This is a genomic window from Salimicrobium album (assembly GCF_900107115.1).
Taxonomy (GTDB): Bacteria; Bacillota; Bacilli; order Bacillales; family Halobacillaceae; genus Salimicrobium; species Salimicrobium album.
On record NZ_FNOS01000001.1, the window covers coordinates 560,277 to 583,102 of the forward strand.

24 protein-coding genes and 1 other annotated feature are annotated in these 22,826 nt (G+C 45.9%); of the genes, 9 read left to right on the forward strand and 15 right to left on the reverse strand.

Annotation, left to right across the window (positions count from 1 at the left end):
• Positions 1-12 precede the first annotated feature (12 nt).
• The 3 genes from opp3C to BLU03_RS02790 form a co-directional block, all read right to left on the reverse strand.
• On the reverse strand, positions 13-1,143 hold the full coding sequence (gene opp3C, locus BLU03_RS02780; protein ID WP_093105427.1) for an oligopeptide ABC transporter permease: 1,131 nt from the start codon (positions 1,141-1,143) through the stop codon (positions 13-15).
• 6 nt (positions 1,144-1,149) lie between these two features.
• Positions 1,150-2,076 carry an oligopeptide ABC transporter permease gene (gene opp3b, locus BLU03_RS02785; RefSeq protein WP_093105430.1) on the reverse strand — a complete coding sequence of 309 codons (927 nt, stop codon included), beginning with the start codon at positions 2,074-2,076 and terminating at the stop codon, positions 1,150-1,152.
• A gap of 162 nt (positions 2,077-2,238) precedes the next feature.
• Entirely contained in the window at positions 2,239-3,915 is a 1,677-nt protein-coding gene (locus tag BLU03_RS02790; protein ID WP_093105432.1) for a peptide ABC transporter substrate-binding protein, read from the reverse strand.
• A 279-nt stretch (positions 3,916-4,194) separates the two neighbouring features.
• Here BLU03_RS02790 and BLU03_RS02795 point away from each other — a divergent pair, with 279 nt between their 5' ends.
• The 3 genes from BLU03_RS02795 (at position 4,195) to BLU03_RS02805 (ending at position 7,091) form a co-directional block, all read left to right on the forward strand.
• Entirely contained in the window at positions 4,195-4,575 is a 381-nt protein-coding gene (locus BLU03_RS02795) for a DUF3899 domain-containing protein (protein ID WP_076569152.1), read from the forward strand.
• Positions 4,576-4,611: 36 nt separating this feature from the next.
• Positions 4,612-4,806 (forward strand) — a binding site (T-box leader).
• A 62-nt stretch (positions 4,807-4,868) separates the two neighbouring features.
• Positions 4,869-5,873 carry a tryptophan--tRNA ligase gene (gene trpS, locus BLU03_RS02800; protein ID WP_093105435.1) on the forward strand — a complete coding sequence of 335 codons (1,005 nt, stop codon included), beginning with the start codon at positions 4,869-4,871 and terminating at the stop codon, positions 5,871-5,873.
• A 486-nt stretch (positions 5,874-6,359) separates the two neighbouring features.
• Positions 6,360-7,091, forward strand: a complete 732-nt coding sequence (locus BLU03_RS02805; protein WP_407690259.1) for an LCP family protein — start codon at positions 6,360-6,362, stop codon at positions 7,089-7,091.
• Positions 7,092-7,155: 64 nt separating this feature from the next.
• Here BLU03_RS02805 and fabF read toward each other — a convergent pair whose 3' ends face one another.
• Together fabF and BLU03_RS02815 are read right to left on the reverse strand one after the other, a co-directional pair.
• Positions 7,156-8,397 (reverse strand): beta-ketoacyl-ACP synthase II, encoded by a 1,242-nt coding sequence (gene fabF, locus BLU03_RS02810; protein WP_093105440.1) that lies wholly within the window; start codon positions 8,395-8,397, stop codon positions 7,156-7,158.
• A gap of 82 nt (positions 8,398-8,479) precedes the next feature.
• Positions 8,480-9,418: a beta-ketoacyl-ACP synthase III gene (locus BLU03_RS02815; protein WP_076569144.1), complete on the reverse strand. Its 939-nt coding sequence runs from the start codon at positions 9,416-9,418 to the stop codon at positions 8,480-8,482.
• Positions 9,419-9,718: 300 nt separating this feature from the next.
• On the opposite strand from BLU03_RS02815, the gene BLU03_RS02820 reads away from it, so the two are divergent.
• Positions 9,719-9,895 (forward strand): YjzD family protein, encoded by a 177-nt coding sequence (locus tag BLU03_RS02820; RefSeq protein ID WP_008590105.1) that lies wholly within the window; start codon positions 9,719-9,721, stop codon positions 9,893-9,895.
• Positions 9,896-9,980: 85 nt separating this feature from the next.
• Entirely contained in the window at positions 9,981-10,793 is an 813-nt protein-coding gene (locus BLU03_RS02825; RefSeq protein WP_093105442.1) for an undecaprenyl-diphosphate phosphatase, read from the forward strand.
• A gap of 96 nt (positions 10,794-10,889) precedes the next feature.
• Here the strand turns inward: BLU03_RS02825 and BLU03_RS02830 are convergent, their stop codons facing one another.
• Positions 10,890-11,201, reverse strand: coding sequence for a metal-sulfur cluster assembly factor (locus BLU03_RS02830; protein ID WP_008590109.1), 312 nt, complete (start codon positions 11,199-11,201; stop codon positions 10,890-10,892).
• Positions 11,202-11,269: 68 nt separating this feature from the next.
• Complete coding sequence (locus BLU03_RS02835; protein ID WP_093105445.1) at positions 11,270-12,034, reverse strand: alpha/beta fold hydrolase; 765 nt, start codon at positions 12,032-12,034, stop codon at positions 11,270-11,272.
• Positions 12,035-12,153: 119 nt separating this feature from the next.
• Here BLU03_RS02835 and BLU03_RS02840 point away from each other — a divergent pair, with 119 nt between their 5' ends.
• Positions 12,154-12,981 carry a Cof-type HAD-IIB family hydrolase gene (locus BLU03_RS02840; protein WP_076569142.1) on the forward strand — a complete coding sequence of 276 codons (828 nt, stop codon included), beginning with the start codon at positions 12,154-12,156 and terminating at the stop codon, positions 12,979-12,981.
• Between the two features lie 133 nt (positions 12,982-13,114).
• Here BLU03_RS02840 and BLU03_RS02845 read toward each other — a convergent pair whose 3' ends face one another.
• Positions 13,115-13,567, reverse strand: a complete 453-nt coding sequence (locus tag BLU03_RS02845) for a hypothetical protein (RefSeq protein ID WP_008590113.1) — start codon at positions 13,565-13,567, stop codon at positions 13,115-13,117.
• Between the two features lie 15 nt (positions 13,568-13,582).
• Positions 13,583-14,410 (reverse strand): DUF2785 domain-containing protein, encoded by an 828-nt coding sequence (locus BLU03_RS02850; protein WP_008590116.1) that lies wholly within the window; start codon positions 14,408-14,410, stop codon positions 13,583-13,585.
• A 144-nt stretch (positions 14,411-14,554) separates the two neighbouring features.
• Between BLU03_RS02850 and BLU03_RS02855 the strand changes: the two genes are divergently transcribed.
• Positions 14,555-14,818, forward strand: coding sequence for a NifU N-terminal domain-containing protein (locus BLU03_RS02855; protein WP_076569138.1), 264 nt, complete (start codon positions 14,555-14,557; stop codon positions 14,816-14,818).
• A 62-nt stretch (positions 14,819-14,880) separates the two neighbouring features.
• Here the strand turns inward: BLU03_RS02855 and BLU03_RS02860 are convergent, their stop codons facing one another.
• Together BLU03_RS02860 and BLU03_RS02865 are read right to left on the reverse strand one after the other, a co-directional pair.
• Entirely contained in the window at positions 14,881-15,900 is a 1,020-nt protein-coding gene (locus tag BLU03_RS02860; RefSeq protein WP_093105447.1) for a BsuPI-related putative proteinase inhibitor, read from the reverse strand.
• 52 nt (positions 15,901-15,952) lie between these two features.
• Entirely contained in the window at positions 15,953-16,798 is an 846-nt protein-coding gene (locus BLU03_RS02865) for a YitT family protein (RefSeq protein ID WP_008590123.1), read from the reverse strand.
• 130 nt (positions 16,799-16,928) lie between these two features.
• Between BLU03_RS02865 and BLU03_RS02870 the strand changes: the two genes are divergently transcribed.
• Positions 16,929-17,789, forward strand: coding sequence for a DegV family protein (locus tag BLU03_RS02870; RefSeq protein WP_008590126.1), 861 nt, complete (start codon positions 16,929-16,931; stop codon positions 17,787-17,789).
• Between the two features lie 50 nt (positions 17,790-17,839).
• On the opposite strand, the gene BLU03_RS02875 is transcribed toward BLU03_RS02870, so the two are convergent.
• Positions 17,840-19,255, reverse strand: coding sequence for an alpha-amylase family glycosyl hydrolase (locus BLU03_RS02875; protein ID WP_093105450.1), 1,416 nt, complete (start codon positions 19,253-19,255; stop codon positions 17,840-17,842).
• 370 nt (positions 19,256-19,625) lie between these two features.
• A complete protein-coding gene (locus BLU03_RS02880; protein WP_093105453.1) occupies positions 19,626-19,982 on the reverse strand; it encodes a YisL family protein in 357 nt (118 codons plus the stop codon).
• 134 nt (positions 19,983-20,116) lie between these two features.
• Here BLU03_RS02880 and BLU03_RS02885 point away from each other — a divergent pair, with 134 nt between their 5' ends.
• Entirely contained in the window at positions 20,117-21,313 is a 1,197-nt protein-coding gene (locus BLU03_RS02885; RefSeq protein ID WP_093105456.1) for an ornithine--oxo-acid transaminase, read from the forward strand.
• A 64-nt stretch (positions 21,314-21,377) separates the two neighbouring features.
• Here the strand turns inward: BLU03_RS02885 and BLU03_RS02890 are convergent, their stop codons facing one another.
• Together BLU03_RS02890 and BLU03_RS02895 are read right to left on the reverse strand one after the other, a co-directional pair.
• Positions 21,378-22,532 (reverse strand): DUF418 domain-containing protein, encoded by a 1,155-nt coding sequence (locus BLU03_RS02890; RefSeq protein ID WP_093105458.1) that lies wholly within the window; start codon positions 22,530-22,532, stop codon positions 21,378-21,380.
• Between the two features lie 12 nt (positions 22,533-22,544).
• Entirely contained in the window at positions 22,545-22,826 is a 282-nt protein-coding gene (locus BLU03_RS02895) for an HNH endonuclease (protein ID WP_176765384.1), read from the reverse strand.

The following is a 22,826-nucleotide window of genomic DNA, read 5'->3' on the forward strand; positions in this document are numbered from 1 at the left end:
TACCCCTTTCTCCTATTCACGCATCTTCGGATCGAATGCATCACGAAGACCGTCTGCTAATACGTTAAATCCAATCATCAGTATCGATAATATAAGCGCCGGCCAGAACAGAATGAACGGATAAATCTGCAGAGATTTGAACCCTTCATCAATGAGCGTACCGAGAGATGCCTGTGGCGTCGGCAGACCAAGACCGATGAAACTCAGAAAAGCTTCAAAGAAAATGGCTGATGGAATCGTAAACATCGTATTAATGATGATCAGTCCCATGACGTTCGGTACGAGGTGTTTTCTGATCACCCTGTTATCCGAGGAACCGAGGGTCTGGGAAGCGAGCACAAATTCCTGGCTTTTCAGCTTCAGTACCTGTCCCCTCACTATTCTCGCCATCGGAATCCACCCGGTAATGACGAGCGCAATGGTAATGGACATGATCCCCGGATCCAGAATGAGGATCATCAGTACGACGACGACAAGGTTCGGTATACCAGTAAGTATTTCAATGATACGCTGCATGTAGTTGTCGACACGCCCGCCGTAATAGGCGGAAATACCGCCGTAGGCAACCCCGATCACCATATCGATTGCAGCCGCAAGAAGAGCTATGTAAAGAGAAATCCTTGTTCCTTCCCATACTCTCGTCCACTGATCCCTTCCGAGCCCGTCTGTTCCAAACCAGAAGTTAGAGTCAATACCTTTGGCTGCATATGGGTCGTGTACGGCTTCGACTCTTGCTTCCCCGCCATCGGATCCATCATTCAATACATTAATTTCCGTGAATTCTTCATCGTTGCTGAATCGGGCAAGTGCACTGGAACGGGCGGCTTCCACCGTGTCCCCCTCTTCAATCTGAGAGAGTGTCCCATCAAGACCGAGCCAGCCGAGCCCGTCGACCTTCGCAGGGATTTTAGCCCGCGACAGGTCCTGTTCATTTGCTGTGTATTCATTCATGTAAGGTCCGAATATTGCCATAACAGCTACGATAATAAGGAGGATCAGCCCGGCCATCGCTCCCTTATTCTTCCGGAGACGGATCATAGAATCTCTCCAGAAGGATAGGCTCGGCCTCCCTATTTCGTGCTGCTCTTCTCTTTCGCGATCCACAGGTACAAATAAATCTTTTGAAGGTGTTTGATTTTCCATACTCAATTAATCTCCTTCTGTCAGTCGGATTCTTGGATCAATGAGCCCGTATAACAGGTCAATGATCAGGATGATAAGGATGAACAGGAACGAGAAGAAAAGTGTCGTCCCCATAATAATCGGGTAGTCGTTTGTGTTGATGGATTTGACAAACTGTTCTCCGATCCCCGGTACCGAGAAAATGTTTTCAATTACGAGCGTACCTGTCATCAGACTTACAGCAAGCGGTCCGATAATGGTTATAATCGGAATGAGAGCGTTACGAAGTCCGTGTTTGAATACCACTCCGAACTTGTTCACTCCTTTTGCCCTCGCCGTAGTTATAAAATCGGAACCAAGTACTTCCAGCATTTCAGTCCGCATGTAACGAGCGGCAATTGCAATTGGGAAGATCGCCAACGCTATGGTTGGTAAGATTGTGTATTCCCAGCCTTCCCAAAGAGCAACTGGAAAAAGCCCCCACTGAACGCCTAAATAAAATTGAAGAATACCCGCGAACACGAAAGAAGGTATGGATTTACCTATGACCGCGATGAATGTGGAACCGTAGTCCACGACCCCGTTGTGATAAATCGCCGCCATCAATCCGAGCAGAACACCGATTATCGTTCCTAAGATTAGAGACTGTGCTCCGAGTGTCATCGAAGGCCCCATTCTTTCGAGCAGAATCGTCGTTACTTCACGATTATCAAATTGGAACGAAAGCCCGAGGTCTCCCTGGAAAAGTCCGGTAATATAATTGAAATACTGGACAGGGAGAGGGTCATTCAAACCGTATTTCTCCAAAACAATCGCCTGCTGCTCTTCCGACAGCTTATCTGCAGCACTTAAAGGTGTACCCGGCAGAAGCTTCATCAGGAAAAACGTCATCGTTGCAATGAGCAGCAACGTTATTAACATATACACAAGTCTCTCTAATATGTAACGCACCATATGCTGACACCTCCTGGTTGTAAAATCTTTTAAAAGTAGTTAATTGACTGAAAGTTCCGTATTATCGGAAAAATTCCTTTACAGGGAAAAAGAGAGCATACGTCCTGCGACATATACTCTCCTTTCTTGTTAATGGCCTATATAAAGTTAAGAATGTCCTTCTTATTTACCTTCAATATAAGCATACTTGTACGTGTAGTCGGCACCCATAGGGTTTACATAGACACCTTTTACATAAGGTTTCTGCAGCTGGGCCACACTACGCTGATAAAGTGGAGCAAGTACAGCATCTTCTTTCATAAGCAGTTCCTCCGCCTTCAGGAAGTTCTCCCAACGGGCTTCAGGATCCTGTGCAAGGTCCGTATTCGCTTCATTGATCAGTTTATCGTATTCTTCACTTGCATAACCGGTATGGTTGTTACCACCGTCTGTCAACCACAAGTTAAGGAAAGTGTTAGGGTCGATGTAGTCCGGTCCCCAACCTGCGTTCTGCAGCTGATAGTTCATATTCGTATCGCGCTCAAGACGTACTTCAAACGGCACGGAGTTCACTTTAACGGAAAGTCCCTCAAGCTGCTCCAGCTGATCTTTGATGTAAGCATCAAGGTTCTTGGCCGTTTCTGTATCTCCACCGAGGTACTCAAGTTCGACAGAATCTTTACCAAGTTCTTCTTTCGCCTTGTTCCAGTGTTCTTTCGCTTTCTCAAGGTCGGATGTTACGAGATCTCCGTTCAGTTCACGGAAATCTTTTCCGGATTCAGGATGAGAAACGAAGTTCTCAGGAACCTGGCCTGTAGATGCTTTCGAACCGTTGTTCAAAATTACGTCCACCATTCCCTGCCTGTCAATTGCGTACTGGATAGCTTTACGTGCGTTCACGTTCGAAAGCACTTCGCCTTCCTGATTCATCTTAATATAGAAAAGTGTAGGTTCATCTTTGATTTGGAATTCTTCCGAAGAGCGGTACTCATCCACGAACTCGGAAGATAAATTAGTACGGTCGATTTCACCGGAGTTGTAAAGGTTTACCCCTGTAGCTGTATCTTTCACTACGTTTACATTAATTTTATCAAGTTTTACGTTTTCAGCATCCCAGTAGTCTTCGTTCTTGACTACAGTCCAGCCTTCACCGTGATTCCATTCTTGAAACTTGTAAGGGCCGTTGGAAAGAAGGGCATCCGCTTCCTGAGCGTAGTTATCTCCCTGCTCCTCAACGAAGTCCTGGTTCAGAGGAAGGAATGTTCCGAACGATGTCAGAGTTTCGAAATAAGGCGTCGCCTGTTCTAATTGTACTTCAAGTGTATAATCGTCTTTTGCAGTAACACCAAGTTCACTTACTTCCATTTCACCGCTGGCAATCGCCTCGGCGTTTTTAATGACGCCGTTCATCATGTACGGACCGTACTCGGAACCTGTGTCCGGGTTAACGGCACGCTGCCATGCATAGACGAAGTCTTCCGCTGTTACAGGGTCTCCGTTGGACCATGTTGCGTCTTCACGAAGATTGAATGTATAAGTCGTTCCGTCTTCGCTCACTTCATGATCTTTAGCGATTCCAGGCTCCGCCTGGGCATCTTCATCCAGACGATACAGACCGTCTTTCGTGGAACCTAACCACTGGAACGCAACTGCATCGGTAGCCATGGACGAATCCATCGTCGGAATATCTGCGGATTCAGAAAGGTTCAATACCTGTTCTCCGTCCCCACCGGAACCTTCGTTATCTGATCCGGAACTTTCTCCGCCCTCACTACTGCTGTCGCCTCCGCCGGAGCAGGCAGCCAGGAACATACTCAAAGCCAGTGTCAGCACCAGCAATAACCAATTCGACTTCTTCATGTGAAAAAGACCTCCCCTTATTATAAATGTATTCTGAAAATTCAGCGGTTCGAACAACCCGCAATTTGAATTATACAAGTTTTCTTAAAATTTTGCATTAATTTTTTAAATCTTTTTGAAATAAACATTGTTACAAAAGTGGATTCGACCGGTTTTTTAAGTCTAAAGACCTATATTAAATTACAATAACATTACAACTATCACCACCTTTACCTTTGAAGGGACGAAATTCGGTGCTATAATTGTAACGATTTGTTACATAGTGAGGAGTGTTTGAATATGGAAGCCGTAAAAAAGGCCTTCTTTGTATTGCTCGTTAATCTTGTAATCACCGCTCTGCTTTTTCTGTTCAACGCTCCTGCATATACATTGAAGTATTATATTAATTCCGTTTTCTACGTAGTATTCTTTTATTTATTCATCGCACTTATGATGTGGGTGATCCGCGGAAGATTCTTCGACGGGATCACTTACAGTTTTCGCAGATTCTACAATAAGACTTCAAAACAGCGGGATTACCTTGAAGAATGGAAAGGAAAACCTCTGCCCTCAGAAACCGTCAATCACAGCTGGCTCCGGATGTTTTTCTTCCAGGGTGTTTTTATGCTGATGATTATGTTTGGACTTTTGTTCTTCTACTATGCAGGGGTTGCAAATTAGCACCCGTTTCCCTATACTTCTATTACAATATATATTCAGAGAACAAGGATGGAAGATAAGTACGTACAATGTTCTATTGGTACAGAGACGCTGTGGTGGGTGCGAACAGCGAAGACATAGTACGGAAACTGGGCTTCCGGAGTTTCACCGTATATCGGCGTTAACGATTAAAGTCGGCTGTATGATCGCAATACAGCAATTAGGGTGGCACCGCGAGCATTCGTCCCTGCACAGGCAGAGAGGAATGCTTTTTGTATGCAGGAAATTAATTATATAAACAGGGAGCGATTACTATGTCCATTATTTTTTCAGGTATTCAGCCGAGTGGCACACTTACTCTCGGCAACTATTTGGGAGCGTTGAAGCACTTCGTCGATCTGCAGGAGGACCACCACTGTTACTTCTGTATCGTAGACGAACATGCGATTACTATGCCACAGGACAGATTAAAATTGAGGGACAATATCCGTTCTCTTGCAGCTTTGTACCTTGCTGTGGGTATCGATCCAGGGAAATCCACACTGTTCATTCAGTCGGAAGTACCTGCCCACACTCAGCTTGGCTGGATGCTACAGAGTATCAGCTATATCGGGGAACTTGAACGGATGACCCAGTTCAAAGATAAATCACAGGGAGGCGGCAGAGACGGGGTTTCTTCCGGACTTCTCACATATCCGCCGCTTATGGCTGCAGATATCCTTCTTTATCGGACAGAGACTGTACCAGTAGGCGAAGATCAGAAACAGCATCTCGAACTTACACGGACGCTTGCAGAACGTTTCAACAATAAGTACAACAACGTTTTCACGGTACCCGAAGTCAGCATACCCACTACCGGGGCCCGGATCATGTCTCTCCAGAAGCCCGACAAGAAGATGAGTAAATCCGACGCCAACACAAAAGCATTCATTTCAATGCTCGATGCTCCTGATACGATAAGAAAGAAAATCAGGAGCGCCGTGACGGATTCGGAAGGAATCGTAGAATTCGACCCCGATAATAAGCCGGGAATTTCAAACCTGATTACCATTTATTCCGTCTGTACCGGCCGTTCGCCGGAGGAGTTGACAAATGCTTACCAGGGGCAGGGGTACGGAGACTTCAAAGCAGACGTAGCGGAGGCTGTCGTCGAAGTCCTCTCCCCTATCCAGGAAAAGTACTACGAGCTTCTCCATTCCGAAGAACTGGACCTGATTCTTGATGAAGGAGCCGGCAAAGCGAATGCTTCTGCAGAAAAGACGTTGAAAAAAGCGAAAAAAGCGATGGGACTCGGACGCGTTCATCAAAAGAGAGGTTGAATCTCAAGAAACTTTCCATACGGTACAAACCGGAACGTTTTCAGGTTCCGGTTTTTGTTTTTACATTCATTAAGGAAGCGGACCAACGGATAAATTGGTATGAACGCTCAAAAATACAGATATGATTTCGTACTTTATGTAAGTATCTGGAGTACGGTATAATACGTTCAACTCCTTCTTTACTTATGAAAGGATACAAGGTACATTTGAATTGGTAAGCTACGGGAAAGGGGAATAATTATGGCTTCGAGCCGTGCAGTGCGCAGACGAAGAAAAAGTAAAAGAAAACTGAAATTGTTCGTCGCACTTATATTGATTTTAACATTGACAGTCGTCGGTTACACGGCTTTTGAATATTTGAGTGGAAAACACAACGCGGAAGGGACGGCTTCTGCAGACGCCAAGGACTCTTCTGGTGAAATGACCAGTGAGTATAAGAAAGAGTGGGAAGGTACGGATAACGGGGATGGAAAAACGAACGTCCTGATGCTCGGAAGTGATCAGCGCGGCTCGGAAAAATCCCGTACCGATACAATTATGATTGCCCAGTACGATCCGGGTGCCCAGTCAGCGAAACTGGTCTCCATTATGAGAGACACATACGTCAAAATACCCGGCCACGGATATAATAAAATAAATGCTGCATTCGCCATTGGCGGTCCGGAACTGATGCGGAAAACGATAAAAGAAAATTTTGGTGTGGAGTTGGAGTATTACTCTCTTGTAGATTTTGACGGCTTCACACAAATTGTGGATACTATCGCTCCGGACGGACTTCGTATCGATGTGGAAAAAGATATGAACTTCGAAGATAGCGCAGGCAAAATCGATCTTGAGGAAGGGGAACAGAAACTGGACGGAAAGGAACTGCTCGGGTATGCACGTTTCCGCAAAGATGCGGAAGGGGATTACGGACGTGTCCGCCGCCAGCAGCAGGTGATCACCCGTTTAAAAGAGGAAATCATTTCCCTGAACGGTGTATTAAAAACACCTCGGCTGATCGGTACAATCCAGCCTTACGTCGATACGAACCTCGGCACCGGGAAAACTCTTTCCCTGGCCAAGGACTTTCTTTTGAACCCTGTGGAGGATATTGAAAAACTACGCATACCGACTGATGACAATACATGGAATGAACGTAAAGAGTACCCTATTGGTCTGGTACTGAATCACGATACAGAAGAGACAGCAAGAACGATCCAGGAATTTCTGGAATAAGCTAAAAGCCTTCCCTGAGATGGTCAGGGAAGGCTTTTTTGTAATTTATTAATAGATTACAAAGTCAGTCTGCATATTTCTCAAAAATCAGCGCAACGTTGTGTCCTCCGAAACCGAGGGAGTTACTCATTACTGTCTGAATTTCCTTGGATCTTGCTTCGTTTGGTACATAGTCAAGGTCACACTCAGGATCCGCTTCTTCATGATTTATTGTAGGAGGGAGAATACTCTCATTGATAGCTTTCAGGGAAAAAATCGCTTCTATCGCTCCGGCCGCTCCTAAAAGGTGTCCGGTCATGGACTTCGTGGAAGACATGGCCAATTTGTAGGCATGATCCCCGAACACGGTTTTAGTGGCAATCGTTTCATATTTATCATTAAGTTCCGTAGAGGTACCATGAGCGTTAATGTAATCAACAGTCTCCCTGCTGATTTCGGCATCTTCAAGAGCTTGACTCATGGCTCTTGCAGCACCCTCGCCTTCCGGAGCAGGAGCCGTAACATGGTGAGCGTCCCCTGTAGAACCGTAACCGGTAATTTCACCGTATATTTTAGCGCCTCTATTTTTCGCGGACTCAAGCGTCTCGAGAATGACAACGCCTGCGCCCTCTCCCATTACGAACCCGTCCCGGTTCCGGTCGAAAGGTCGGCTCGCTCTGGCCGGATCCTCATTCAGTGAGAGGGCCTTCGCTGAAGAGAAGCCGGCAAAAGCCATTTGAATCATCGGAGCTTCTGTCCCGCCGGCAATCATAATGTCGGCGTCTCCCCGCTGTATCACTTTGAAGGCATCTCCGATAGAGTTGGCACCCGAGGCACAGGCTGTTACCGTACACGAGTTGATGCCTTTGGCGCCCAGCGAGATGGAAACCTGACCGGCGGCCATATCCGGAATCATCATAGGGATAAAAAATGGGCTTACGCGCCGATATCCCTTCTTCTGAAACTTCTCGAACTCTGATTCATACGTGCCCATGCCGCCGATTCCTGAGCCGATCCACACACCGGTACGGGGAGCTATTTCTTCGGTGATTTCAAGGCTTGCATCCTTTACGGCCATGTGGGAAGCTGCTACTGCGTACTGGACGAATGGATCCATCCGTCTGGCTTCTTTCTTATCCACATACGGCGAGACGTCGAAATCTTTCAGCTCGGCCGCCACGGAGACCGGGTAATTGGCAGGGTCCATTTTAGTCATGGGGCCTATACCCGACTCTCCTTTCTTTATACTGTTCCATGTATCTTCGACATTATTACCTAAGGGTGTTACGGCACCCAGACCGGTAATAACGACTCGCTTATTATCCATCCTCTACTTCCTCCTTAAAAATTCACTGAATATTATCTATAAGTTACTTTTCGGTTCACCTCGTCCGTGAAACCTCAGAGCTTTATTTGCCCCAGCGCAGTGCGACTGCACCCCACGTCAATCCGCCGCCGAATCCGACGAGGACTACGAGGTCTCCGTTTTTGATTTTACCTGCTTTCACTTCTTCTGACAAAGCGACAGGGATAGATGCTGAAGAAGTGTTCCCGTACTTCCTGATAGTTGTGGCCATTTTCTCCGGAGGGATGCCGAGACGTTCTCTGGCAGCTTCCATAATACGGATGTTCGCCTGATGAGGCACGAGAAAGTCTACATCCTCTTCTTTCAGACCGATTTTTTTCACGACATTCACGGAAGACTCGGGCATCTGACGCACAGCAAACTTAAACACTTCACGGCCGTTCATCTGAAGTGCATCCTTCTGGTCCTGATACAGATGCGGTCCGCCCGATCCATCGGCACCAAGTTCGAAAGATAGTATTCCTTTTTCGTCGTCTACCGGACCGATCACTGCAGCACCGGATCCGTCTCCGAACAGCACGCACGTATTACGGTCTTCCCAGTCGGTAATTTTCGAAAGTTTCTCGGTTCCGACTACGAGAATGTTTTTATAGGCTCCAGTATCAATGAACTGTTTAGCGGTGATCACACCGTACATGAAACCGGCACACGCTGCCCCAACGTCCATGGCAGCAACTTTATTGGCGCCGAGTTTATGCTGAAGCATGGCCGATACGGAAGGGAAAGGCTGATCCGGTGTAACCGTAGCGACAATGATCATGTCCAGATCCTCCGCTGTCATACCGGCGTCTTCAAGAGCATTGACTGCCGCATTGTAAGACATATCAGAAGTATCTTCCCCATCAGCTGCAATCCTTCTTTCTTCGATCCCCGTACGGGTGCGTATCCATTCATCACTTGTATCTACAATTTGTTCCATATCCTTATTTGTAAGCACTTTTTCGGGTGTATAATGTCCAATTCCGAGAAATCCAGCATTCATGTTTTCATCCCCTTAAGGTATAATCTAATCTTATTACTTGGTGCTAATTCTAATGTAAATTATACCTGTCTGCAAGCACTTTGGCCGGAGAATCGCCTTATTCCGCGAAGATTCAGGCTGACCTCGCCTTTTCAGCGAACCCTTCCGGTCCTGATTTTTTTCGTAAATGTCATATGACAGAAGGTCCTCCTGGCCTCTTATCTCCTGAAGATACGCGGTGAAATATGTTTTTTTGTTTTATTTCTTTCCGGCTTTTGGTAATATGAGTAGTAAGATTGTACATAATTGAGGTGAATAACAATGCGTATTCTTTACACGATTCTATGGTCATTCCTATTCAGCTTCATGACTGCTTACGTAATAAGCAACATGAACCAGGTTGATTTCTCCATGCTTCAGGTCATTTTAATGACTGCCATATTCACGGGCGCAGTTATATTACTCGGAGAAGTAGGTCTGAAAGAGGAAGAAGCTTAAAAGAAGCGCTCAGCGCGCTTCTTTTTTTAATGGTGGAAGACCCGTACTGCAAACAGAAGTTTAATCAGAAGGAGGCTTCTTTACATTGGAAGCGATATGGTTATGGATCAAATACTTACTATTGGGCATATTTCAGGGATTTACGGAACCGATCCCCATCTCTTCAAGCGGACATCTGGTCATTTTACAGGAACTTATTTCCCTGAGCGATGAAGGGCTTGATTTTCTTGTTCTCGTCAACTTCGGTTCATTGATTGCCGTGCTTATCATTTACCGGAATGATATTACCCGCCTCATCCGGAACGGTTTCGGATACATTTTCAAACAGGAAAAAGCACATAAAGAAGACTTTGATTTCATCCTCTACCTTGTAGTTGCGACTATTCCTGCAGGTATTCTCGGAGTTGTATTCGGAGATTATATAGACAGTAACCTCGATGCCGTATGGATTGTGGGAGCGACGCTGCTCGTAACGGGACTGGCTCTCTGGGTTATAAGAAACATCCGCGGGGGGAAAAACGACAGGAACCTGACAATGAAAGATGCGGTTATTGTGGGACTTGCCCAAGGGGTCGCCCTCATACCCGGCATCAGTCGTTCAGGAGCGACTATTGTAGCCGCCATGCTGCTCGGGATGAAGCAGGAAACGGCTCTGCGCTTCTCTTTCCTTCTGTTCATCCCGGTAAGTCTCGGTTCGATGCTTCTTTCACTCGAAGATATTCTCGGAGCAAAAAGCGGACAATTATGGGCTGCTTACGTACTGGCTTTTGCCGGTTCCATAGTAGCTTCCTATTACTCCCTTCGCTGGTTCATGAACGTTATGGCCAACGGTAACCTGAAGTATTTCGCCTACTATTGCTTTACTGTCGGTATTCTCGTCCTGCTGTTTTTATCCTGAGCAGCGACCGGAGTATCAGCATAAAAAATTCCCTCCGGAGGAAAGCGTCTGTACTAGCACGCAGCCTTCGGGGGGAATTTTTTGATTTCGTATAAATCAATCCGGGATACCAAGAGCTATCTTCGCATAGCGGCTCATGCGATCTTTGCTCCACGGCGGGTTCCATACGATATTCACCTGAATTTCATCAATTTCAGGGAGATCGGATAAAGCGCGTTTTACATCCTGCTCGATGTGTCCTGCCAATGGGCATCCCATCGCAGTAAGGGTCATCGTAACGACCGCCTTATTATTTTCATCTACGTCTACGCCATATACCAGGCCTAAGTTCACGATGTCGATACCAAGTTCCGGGTCAATAACGTTTTCAAGAGCACCCATTGCGTTTTCTTCGATTGCAGTAGTCATTATTCAGCCTCCTTCTTATCTTCTTATACGTATTATAACGAAAAATAGAGCGAACGTTAAATTTTTCGCTACAATATTTTTTCAAGCCACTTCGTCATCTCCAGAATACCACTCCGGCTTACTTTGTGATCCCTCCCCGGTTCTTTGAGATGACGGATCGCCTGCTTGTTTCTGTATTGACACTCCACTTCGTTGTAAAACTCATAGCTGTGAGTGAACGGCACGACAGGATCCGCATCTCCATGCCAGAAGAAAAGCGGTCTCTCCTTCAATTTCTCAGGATGAAGCGAGAGATCTATCGTAGAAAGCGCCCAGTACAGACTGTTCAATTCTTCGTCGCTGACAGGAAGCTCTCCTCCACTTGCTCTTACGTCCTCTATTATCTTTTTTGAAAACTCTACCGGTTTCGGAGATCCCATCATGACGCAGGCCGCATTTATCCACGGGTACATCGTCAAAGCCGCCGTAGTCGTAATGCCGCCCATGGAAGTACCGCCGACTCCGAAACGGTCCCCTTCCAGCAGATCACGGATTTCCAGTTCATCATACAGAACCTGGAGTTCTTTCAGGTTTTGGTAAACAATATCCCAGAATTTGAGATTGAGCTGCTGCTGGTGCAGTTTTTCTTCGCGCTCTCCGTGGTACAGACTGTCCGGGAGCAGCACACGGTACCCTTTCTCCGCAAGCAGATAAGCCTGTGGTAAGTTGTGTTCTTTGGCGGAAGTGAATCCGTGGAAATATGTAAATACCGGGAGCGGTTCTCCCTGTTTCGCCGCTTCGGTGACGTGCAGAAGCGGAATTCCTCTCCATGACTCGCGTTGTACTGAAATCATTGGCTCTTTCCTTTCTTTTCTTAATTTACTTTGGTAAAATACGAATATTCTCAGTTAATAGTAACATTCACAAATTTCATTGGAAAGTTTTACATATTTCCAATAGTCGAGGTGACGAAATGAATAAACATATAATTGCGCTGGACTTGGACGGAACACTTCTCACAGATGAAAAAACGATCAGTCCCAGTACGAAGGCAGCCGTACAACAGATTATTCAGGAGGGCCATATCGTAGTTATATCTACCGGCCGTCCGCACAGGGCCAGTATTAAATATTATCACGAACTTGGACTGGATACTCCGATGGTGAACTTCAACGGGGCACTTATCCACCATCCACTGAACCAGAAGTGGGATGCTATCCACTCCCCTCTCCCTTTACGAAAAGCAAGAGAGATCATCCACATGGCAAACGAAATGGGTGTGAAGAATATTCTCGCCGAAGTAAAGGATCACGTCCACCTTCATTATTACGACGAAGACATGATGAAAATATTCGATACGAACGAACATCCCGTAACCGTGGGCCCGCTCACCAACCATTTGAAAACCGATCCCACGTCCCTGCTTATTCAACCGAAAGAAGGAGACATGGAAAAAGTGAAGTATATCCGCGAAGAGCTCGACAAACATGCCGAAGCCATCGATCATAGGCGATGGGGCGCTCCATGGCACGTTATCGAAATTGTCCGGTCAGGATTGAACAAAGCGGTAGGACTTCATAAGATTGCCCACTACTACCGCATACCACGCGAGAGGATTATAGCTTTCGGTGATGAGGACAACGACTTCGAAATGATAGATTACGCCGGCACAGGAGTGGCGATGGGGAATGCGATTGACGGGCTTAAATCAATTGCCGATGAAACGACCGCTTCTAACGAAGAAGACGGCATCGCCCATTTCCTTAACAGTTATTTTCAAATGAAACCTTCCATACGATAATTGCTTGATGGTATGAAAGAGAAGTCCTGGCATGCTGATCACGCCAGGACTTCTTAATTTATTATATCAACCTGGTATCTACTCTGAAAAAAGGCAGCCACCTGTAAACTGACTCCTCATCTTTTTTTCTCTGTCAGACAGCAGCAGGGCGGTCTTTCCATTTCAGCACATCATAACTGCCCGACAGGACCAATCCGAATACGGCATGTCCTGCAAGCCAGAGAGAAATTGCCTTCCCGTCCCGAAGCGAGGGGGTTTCCTGTATAGCGAGAAGAGTCAGCGGCACATACGTAAGTGCAGCGCCTGCGGACAGCAGCCCTGAAAGTACAAAACGGAATGTCGAGTCCCAGGCTTTTCTCTTTTCAACTATATAAACGAAAATAAAACCTATGCTCAAAGAGACAGATAGATGAAGCATCCATTCCAGTGCAGGGTGACCCATCGCATGACGGACTCCCGGAATAAAATCCACGTTCATCAGAAGGGTGTAGACGGAAAGACCAAAAATCTTCTCTATGCCGTAAAGAAAACCTCCAAGAGCGACACCTGCAATAGTGCCGATCCACGCTCCGATTTTTTTGATCATGCCCGTCCCCTCCTTTTAGTAGTGCTCCTGAGTTCTCAATTCCCTTAATATCTGAAGTAAAACCTCACAAATTTCTTCTTCCTCTTCATCAATCAGTCGGAAATAAAGAGCGCGGAGCAGATGCTTACCGTTATTAATGATAAGATCTTCCTCCGGATCCTTCCAATTTTCCCGTTCATAGAGGAAAGTCCATAGCCACGCGACCTTCTCTTCTTTTTCTATCTTATCGAACATAGTTATAATCGCAGTCACCATATGCTCTTCTTCATCGAACAGGTAGGGTCTGTCTATGAGAAATTGTTCACGGATGATCGGCAGCATTCCTTTCACTTCCTCCCCTGTAATACACGCGCAGGCGGACAGGCTGTTAAGTGCTTTGCCGGCGTGAGCCATCGTATGCACCCAGCCTTTTCCTTTCACGTAACCGCGATGATCCTGTTCCTGCTTCATGTATTTTTTCAGGTTTTCCCATACCCGGTGTATATTTTCCTCGGAAAGGAAAGCGTTACTTGAATGTCGAGAGAGGATGGGGGACATGAGTAATACTGAATAACTGCGACGGAACACAGCGTCTTCTTCCTGTTTGGACGTATTGATTCTATAAAATAAATAATTTTTATTCATCAGAGATGTGAGCATATTTCTAAGCTGCTGATCTGAGTATTTTTCTCTTTGGATGAAAGTGGACAATATATTATGAATAAGTTCCGAACGTAAATAAGGGTCCACCGCCCCCATATTCTGGAGCATCACTGTCGTTATTTCCTGCTGGTTGACGCGTTCAGGAAGAGTATAGTCGTTTTCCTTAATTTCTTCCAGCGTTTCTTTAAGTCTGTTCTTCATATGTTCACCTCTATTACTACTCAAAAAGTGTTTTTATTGTACCACAAACCTTCGCAACGAATAGAATGTTTTGTTTCTTCGTTTTGCTCCCGCCCTTTTTCTGCTAAAATGAATAAGTACAAAGGTTACAAGGAGGTTTTTTAAATGGGCGTAGTTGTAGAAGAAACACCGAATCCCAATGCCAGAAAATTCACGACGGATTCCCGTATTTTCCCCGGGGATGGAAGTGTGTCCGTAATGCCGGGACAGACGAGCGATTTCCCGATTATGAATGCACTGATGGAACTCGAAGGAGTCGATAACGTATTCGGCTTCCAAAATTTCATTACTGTCAATAAAAAACCGGATGCCGACTGGGATCAGCTGACTCCGAAAGTGGAAGCTGCAGTCAAAGAAGCCGGCTATTAAGAAGACTCTGAGACAGAAAGGCTGTCTCAGAGTCTTCTTTTACTTTATCCGTCTTTCCGGGCTCATTCTTCCCCGAATCGGTCAAGAGGTACGTAATTAACGTTCACAGGTTCATTGTCCTTGGCATTTCTGTCGTAAATCATAAGCGTAATTGCTCCGGAATCCGGCAACTCAGATTCAGGGATGGAAATGGCGAGCTCAAATTGCGACCAGTTCGGCGCCCCCGCATCCACTTGAACAGTCGTTTCCGAAATCAGTTCATTATGACCGTCTTCTACTCTGTAGAGGAAGTCTCCTTCGAAAACGCGGGCTTCCCCGCTCACTGTATAGTTTCCTTTTTCCCCGGACAGTTCAAGGTTACGAAAAGCGTCATTGCCTTCCACAGAACTCGATGGCTCGGATGGTTCCGGGTCTCCTTCTTCCTCTGTACCTTGTTCAGTTCCTTCTCCCTCAGCACTTCCTGACTCTTCGGAAGAACTTTCTTTCTGTTTCTCGATAGTGAAAGCTGAAGTGGAAGTAAACTCCATGTCCTTCACTTTATCACCGTTTACCGTATTGACCAGAAATGTCACCGTCGCTTCATATTCTCCAGGCGTCACGTTCTCTTTCCACTCTACTGCATTCTCAAGCTTTTGTCCGGCTTCTATATTTTCGGATGTTTTAGCCTGTGTAAATGAGCGATCAGCAGAAAAAGTGTACACATTTTCACCATTTTGATCCGTTACGCGGACATCGAACTGCTGTCCCGACAGGAATCCTGCTTCTACAGCTTCTTCACCTTCATTCGTCAAAGAGAAACTGATATCGGCTTTTTTCCCTGAAGTTTCAACACTGCTTTTCACTGCAAGCTGTTCAGCCAGTACCTGTCCGTTACTCTCGTCACTCGTTTTCTTTTCTTCATTTCCTTCGTTATTCTGCTGTGCACTTTCTTTCTCGTTTTTCTTTTCTTCATTTTCTCCGTTACTCTGCTGTTCGCTCTCTTCCTCATTTTTCTTTTCTTCTGTCTTACCCGTTTCATCGGCTCCACACGCCGAAAGACCAATAACTCCTGTGATCAGAATTGCCATCCACCATTTTTTCATTTCATTTCCCCCTTACAGGACTGTTATACTACTTTACTAATGTACCTTATTTTCATTCTTTTCGGAAGAAGCCGAAGACACCGGTGGTCTGGACAATATTGGTGAACGCCCGGTCATCGACATCGTGAATAATATGTTGAAGATCGTAAAGCTCGTAGCGGGAGATAACCATTATCAGCATATTTTTGTCCTCACCGGTGAAAGCCCCTCTTGCCGGTAACGTAGTAATACCCCGGACCACCTGAGCGTGGATTGCCTCTTCCATATCTTCTGCCTTCGAAGTAATAATCATCGCTGTCAGTTTTTCATGACGGGTATGTATTGCATCAATCACCCGCGTCGTAACGTATAGAGTCAGCAAAGTATATAAAGCGTTTTCCGGTTTATAAATCAGACCGGCTACGGCGATGATAGCACTGTTGATTATAAGGAAATAAGTGCCGATCGGCCGGTCTTTCATCCGGGAGAGGACCATAGCGATAATATCAAGCCCTCCGGTGGACGCCCCCCATTTAAGGGTGATACCTACACCGACACCCCCGAGCACGCCACCGAACACAGCGTTAAGTATAATGTCCTCCGACAATTGCAAAAGCGGTATAACTTCGAGGAAAAATGTCGTAAAAGCCACTGATATTGCGCTGTACACAGTAAACCCTTTTCCTACTTTCAGCCAACCGAGTATCGCAACAGGTATGTTCAGAATAAATAATATGATTCCGGTGCTGATAAAATGGATGTCCAGAAAATCCTGAATGATACTCGTTAAGAGCTGGGCCATACCGGTAAAACCGCTTGCGTAAACATTTGCTTCTATGAGAAATAAGTTCAGGCTGACTGCGTTAAACAGTGCACCTATAATAACGACGATGATCCTTTTCGTTTCAAATGTAAACATGGTGCTCCCCCCTGTCTTTTTTAATTATAGATTATTATTACTGAAATGAACATATGGTATACTTTGACTAAATAACTTCTTAGACATAAACTTAACATAGAACTCACTCTAATAGAATGAAGGTGAAAAAATGAGCGTACAAATCATCTGCGATTCTGCAAGTGACCTTTCAGAAGCTACATTGAGCGAATACGGAGTGGATCGCGTATCGTTGAAAGTTCTTCTTAAAGGCAAAGAGCATGAAGATGGTCAGGACCTTTCTCCCAAAGAAGTGTATGATGCGATGAGAGAAGGGGAAGCTCCGAAGACGTCACAGGTGACGGCCCAGGACTTCCGCGAACTCTTCACCGAAAAAATTGCCGCCGATCAGCCATTTCTATACATCGCTTTTTCCTCCGCCCTCTCCGGGACTTATCAGTCGGCAAAAGTAGTGGAGCAGGAGCTGAAAGAAGAATACCCGAAGGCCAAATTTGCAGTAATCGACACGAAAGCCGCCTCTCTCGGGTACGGACTCATCGTGCTAAGAGCAGCGGAAGAGAGTCGGAAAAACGCGACGCTGCGGGATCTTATATCCCTCGTTTCCTACCACTCCAAACATATGGAACATTTATTTACAGTAGACGACCTTTCATACCTTCAGCGTGGTGGTCGGGTAACCAAAGCAGAGGCTTTCGTCGGCAGTCTTCTTAAAATTAAACCTCTTCTGCACGTCGACGACGGGAACCTTGTGCCCCTTGAGAAGATCCGCGGTCAGAAGAAAGTATTTAAGCGCATGATTGAACTGATGGAAGAGCGCGGAAAAGACCTGAAACGCCAGCGTATCGCAATCAGTCACGGAGATAGCGAAGAGAGAGCCAAGCAGCTCGCCTCTATGATCGAAGAAAGATTCTCCCCTGCGGACATTCATATAGATATGGTGGGTGCAGCTATCGGAGCCCATGCCGGCCCGGGAACGATAGCACTCTTTTTTATAAATGAAGAGTACAGGTAACAACTCCTCATTTATGGAGCAAAAGGTAAAAAAATCAACGAACACGACGCTCAGTGTCCGTTGATTTTTTGTTTTCTGTTTCTAACCATTGTCATTATAACAAAGATAACGAAAATAGCCATAACGCTTACGACAAAACCGACGAATAACCAGTTGATCCCTGCCGAATCTTCCACGACGAACACATCGGCGGTCTCACGTTCCAGCACTACCCGGTACTTCCCATCATCTGACTGTCTGAGAAAACCGTCATGCATCAGGCCGCGCAACTGTTTGTTGTCTCCGAGCGAAGTTACAATGCCGCTTTTCGTTTCCTCCGAATTGTTTACGGCTACAAGCATTGTTTTCTCCCCGTCGATTTTAAATACTTCCATACCGCCTTCGTTGTACACTTTCTGCACTTCACCTTTCGCAAACGACGGAAACTCATTTTGCATCGCGTTCAACTTATTTATCCTTCTGGTTACTTCTTCGTCTGTTCCACCAAAATTCATCATCGGTAAATTCCCGATTCCCGGCTTTTCCCCCATCGGAATCGCTGTTCCATATTGCACTACGGCTACATCGTGATCGGTATACAGTTGCGTCAGAGCCAGTTTCCATCTCGTCACCGGATTAAATCCCGACTCCTGAGCTAACGTCGTAAAACGCCTCGTATCGTGAAAATCGACAGCACTGGCGGTAGTGCCCTCTTTCTCAGGAACCGGCAGTTCTATGTTACCTGTGCCCGAAAAACTTTCGGAGATCGCTTCCTGATACGATTCATCATACCATATGTCAAAACCTGTTTTGCTATAGGAAGAATCTTCCCCCTTGCCGATCAGTACCGTATCCGTAACATTGCTTAAAGTTTTTTGCCAAAAGTCCGGACTGGCCTCTTCCACTTCCGGAAAACCGAAGCCGTCCAGTCCCGCTTCTTGTTTCCAGTACGAAAGAATCGAACTTATTTCTTTTTGTACATCCTCGCCGGTTTCCTTCACCTTAACCTCCCCGTTTCCGGAGCGTTCCGTGAAACCTTTCTCCACCCATGGATGATCTTCGTCAATGTCCATCAGTGGCATATCCATAATCACTTTCATATCTCGATCATGGGCTTCTTCGGTAAGGGTCCGGACTTCTTTCATTGTACCTAAGTGTTCATCCACTTTTTTGTAATCTTTAACCTCGTATCCTTCAAAGTCCGACGAACTCATCAGCGGCGATAACCAGATTGTCGTAAATCCGAGATCCTTGATATAGTCCAGTTTCTCTGTGACGCCCTGGAGATCACCACCGTGATACCCGTTTTCTTTACCGGTCTCCAGGTTCTTATCGTTAGCGGTCTTACCGTTCATGAAACGGTCCACCGTTATGTAATAAATACTTTCACCTTTCCAATTCTCTCCTTCTTCTGCCGTAGCCGGTGTGGGAAGTACCCAAAAAAGAAGAGACGAAAGAATGAGCATAAGACCTGTCATTCTTCTCATCTGTCCTACCCCCTCAAATTTTCAATCATTATTAAAGGTTATCCTTCCAGCACCTTTACCGTCAACTATTATCTTTATATAAATACTCTTTCAGATTGAAAAGAGTGTAAACCGTCCACACTTTCTTCACAGCTCTTTTCGATGTCTCGAACTCTTCCACCTATTGCAGAAATTCAATTCTATCCGCTATAAATATTTTCAAAAAATTCATTGACTTTACAAATGAGAATGATTATCATTACAGGTGAGGGTGATTCCTCGCCATAACCTTGAACATAGTAGCAGGCACTTCCCCGTGTCTGCCCCCTTATCACAATAAAAAAGGAGTGGTCCGCTGGTCCGGACCACTCCTTTTTTATTGAATTTACGATTATGGCAATAAACCCATCGGCAGCATTACGAAACCGAGGAAAAGCGCCAATAGTACGGAAATGGTAAGTTGTATCCACCAGCTCGTAACATTTTTGCCTTTTTTCTTTTTGACAGCCACCATCTCTATGGAGGCGATTACCCAGATTCCGACCAGAAGTTTAATGATAACTGCCGGACCGTAGCTGGAGTAAGAAGCGAACAGGTCCCCTCCGGAATAAAGAATCAGTAAATAGTCTAAGCGTAGAATCATGTGAGAAATCTTGGCAGGCTTTAAGTTTCCCGAATTTAAAAACGTTGACACCAGCGCAAGAAGTGCTAAAGCCAGCACCCATGAAAAAATATGTAGATGAGTCATTTCATCATCCTCCTTTCTTTACTTATCGTATCACTTCTCCCGACTGATTCCCAATGAAAACCGGCTGGAGAAATCAGTAGAAAAACCTGTTATAATGAAAAGGTATTGTTATAAAGATTCAAAGGAGGTCCTGTATGTCTCGTAACAGTCAACAAATCATTGATCAGACGCAAGAATATGGTGCCAAAAACTATCACCCGCTTCCTGTAGTCATTTCGGAAGCAGAAGGAGTATGGGTAAAAGATCCGGAAGGTAACCGTTATATGGATATGCTTAGTGCCTATTCGGCCGTTAACCAGGGACACCGCCACCCTAAAATCATTCAGGCGTTGAAAGACCAGGCCGACCGGGTGACTCTTACATCCCGCGCTTTTCATAACGACCAGCTAGGCCCCTGGTATGAAAAGATCTGTAAAATCACTAATAAAGAAATGGCTCTTCCTATGAACACAGGGGCAGAAGCCGTAGAGACCGCTCTTAAAGCAGCACGCCGCTGGGCCTACGATGTAAAAGGTGTGGAAGAAGACAATGCGGAGATCATCGCCTGCACCGGTAACTTCCACGGACGGACGATGGCTGCTGTTTCCCTCTCCTCGGACGAGGATAACAAACGTGGCTTCGGTCCTGCTCTCCCGGGTATCAAATTAGTCCCTTACGGTGACATCGAAGCTCTTCGGGAAGCGATTACAGATAATACAGCCGCTTTCCTTCTTGAACCCATCCAGGGAGAAGCGGGAATCGTTATGCCACCGGAAGGTTTCCTGAAAGAAGCATCCGATCTTTGCAATGAAGAAAATGTTCTGTTTATCGCAGACGAAATCCAGGCCGGCCTTGCGAGAACCGGAAAGATGTTTGCATGTGACTGGGAAGACGTAAATCCGGATATGCTTATTCTCGGTAAAGCCCTCGGCGGCGGTGTGTTCCCTATTTCCTGTGTAGTATCCAACAAGGATATTCTCGGAGTATTCAATCCGGGTTCCCATGGGTCCACGTTCGGAGGTAACCCGCTTGCATCAGCCGTATCTCTCGCTTCTCTCCAGGTAATAGAAGACGAAAATCTAGCCGACCGCTCGCTTAGACTTGGCAATCATATGATGGAAGAGTTAAAATCCATCGACAGTTCCATCATAAAAGAAGTGCGGGGAAAAGGCCTCTTCATCGGTGTAGAACTTACCGAACCTGCGCGTAAATACTGTGAAGAACTGAAAGAAAAAGGACTTCTCTGTAAAGAAACGCACGAAAACGTAATTCGTTTCGCTCCACCTCTGGTCATTTCTGAAGAAGATCTGAACTGGGCTATCTCTCATATCAAAGAGGTTCTGAGCGTTTAATGTCACGAAAACGAAGAAACGGCTTCTGTCCCGGACAGAAGCCGCTTTTTTCTTTCGAAAAACTCTATATGTCAGTTTTATACGTCCCTCTTCTCCATAACCATTCCACCGGACCATACCGGTGTTTTTTCAGCCACCATCCGCTTATGACGACCTGGAGAAAGAAGACGCTCAGGACAAAAACGGTACTCTGCAGCGGCGACACTTCCCCGTAGAATCCGAAACCGACAGAGTAAAAAGCGATGAAGCTTACAACCGACTGCAATATATAGTTGGTAAGCGACATCCTCCCTACCCATCTAAGCGGACGTATCGCCCGTCTGACCGAACCTCTATACAACATGGTAATAGATAGTACATAGAACACAGCCGAGGCGGACCCGCCGATATTATCCTGAGCCAGATCGAACCAGCCGGGGCTGCCGAAGAAATAAGGGCCGACCTTGAATATGAAAAACAATATACCGGTCACTACCCACCAGCTCCGCATTTCATTTCTGTAATTCTCCGGTTCATGAAGCCACCTTTTTCTCGCAATGTACATTCCGAACAGCATCATCGGAAGCATGCTCATGATTAAAAACGGCCAATTCCCCGGGCTGTTCGTATACCACCAGTCCGTCAAATTCTGCGCCCAAATCTCCCCTAGCGCCCCGTTACCATAACTAGTCATTGCCTCCTGTATAGCTTCCCTGTTTACCATAGCCACATTGAAATCTCTGGCTGCATAAAGCAGTAAAGTGAATGGTAACGTTACGGCAGCCAGCATTCCGAAAGCGAAACGAAGCAGTGTCCGGTTCTTCACTTTCATAAATAGCAGAAGAATCATCCCAAGAATGCTATAGGTGAGCAGTATGTCTCCATGCCAGATAAGAAAAGCATGAATGATTCCGAAAAGAAAAAGGAAAAACATCCTTCGCTGTAAAACGGGTTCATAACTTACACCTTTTTCTACCAGCCGGTCTCTCATCATTTGCAGGCCAAACCCGAACATAAGAGCAAAAAGCGTGTAAAAACTCGCCTGGAAGAAGATATCGATGATCGCCCGGATTACTCCGCTCATTTCTGAAGAAAAGTACTCCTCTCCTCCTCCATATAGAAAGAAAGGAGCATTAAACGCCGGAGCGTTCACCATAAAAATACCGAATATCGCGAGGCCTCTGACGACATCCACCCATTCCAGACGCTCCTTCTCTGCAATTGGACCTCCCTTCGACATAATCTTCCCCCCTTACTTCCTTCTATTTGCTTTTTTCGTAGTGACTCTTTTAGCCGGATCCTGCTTCTGCACCCATTTCACATACTTTTTCATATCAGGGTGGTCCTGGATCCGTTCAATCCGGTTATAGAACCGGGCCAGTTCCCGGCTGGAAAAAAGTGCATGGATCTGACGATGGCAGGCAGTACATAATTGAGCTGTCGGTCCGTGTACGCCCCCATGCTGTTTAGGGATAAGATGGTGCTCTGTCGTTTTTACCGGGAAGCGCCAGCACAACTCACAAATATCCTCCAT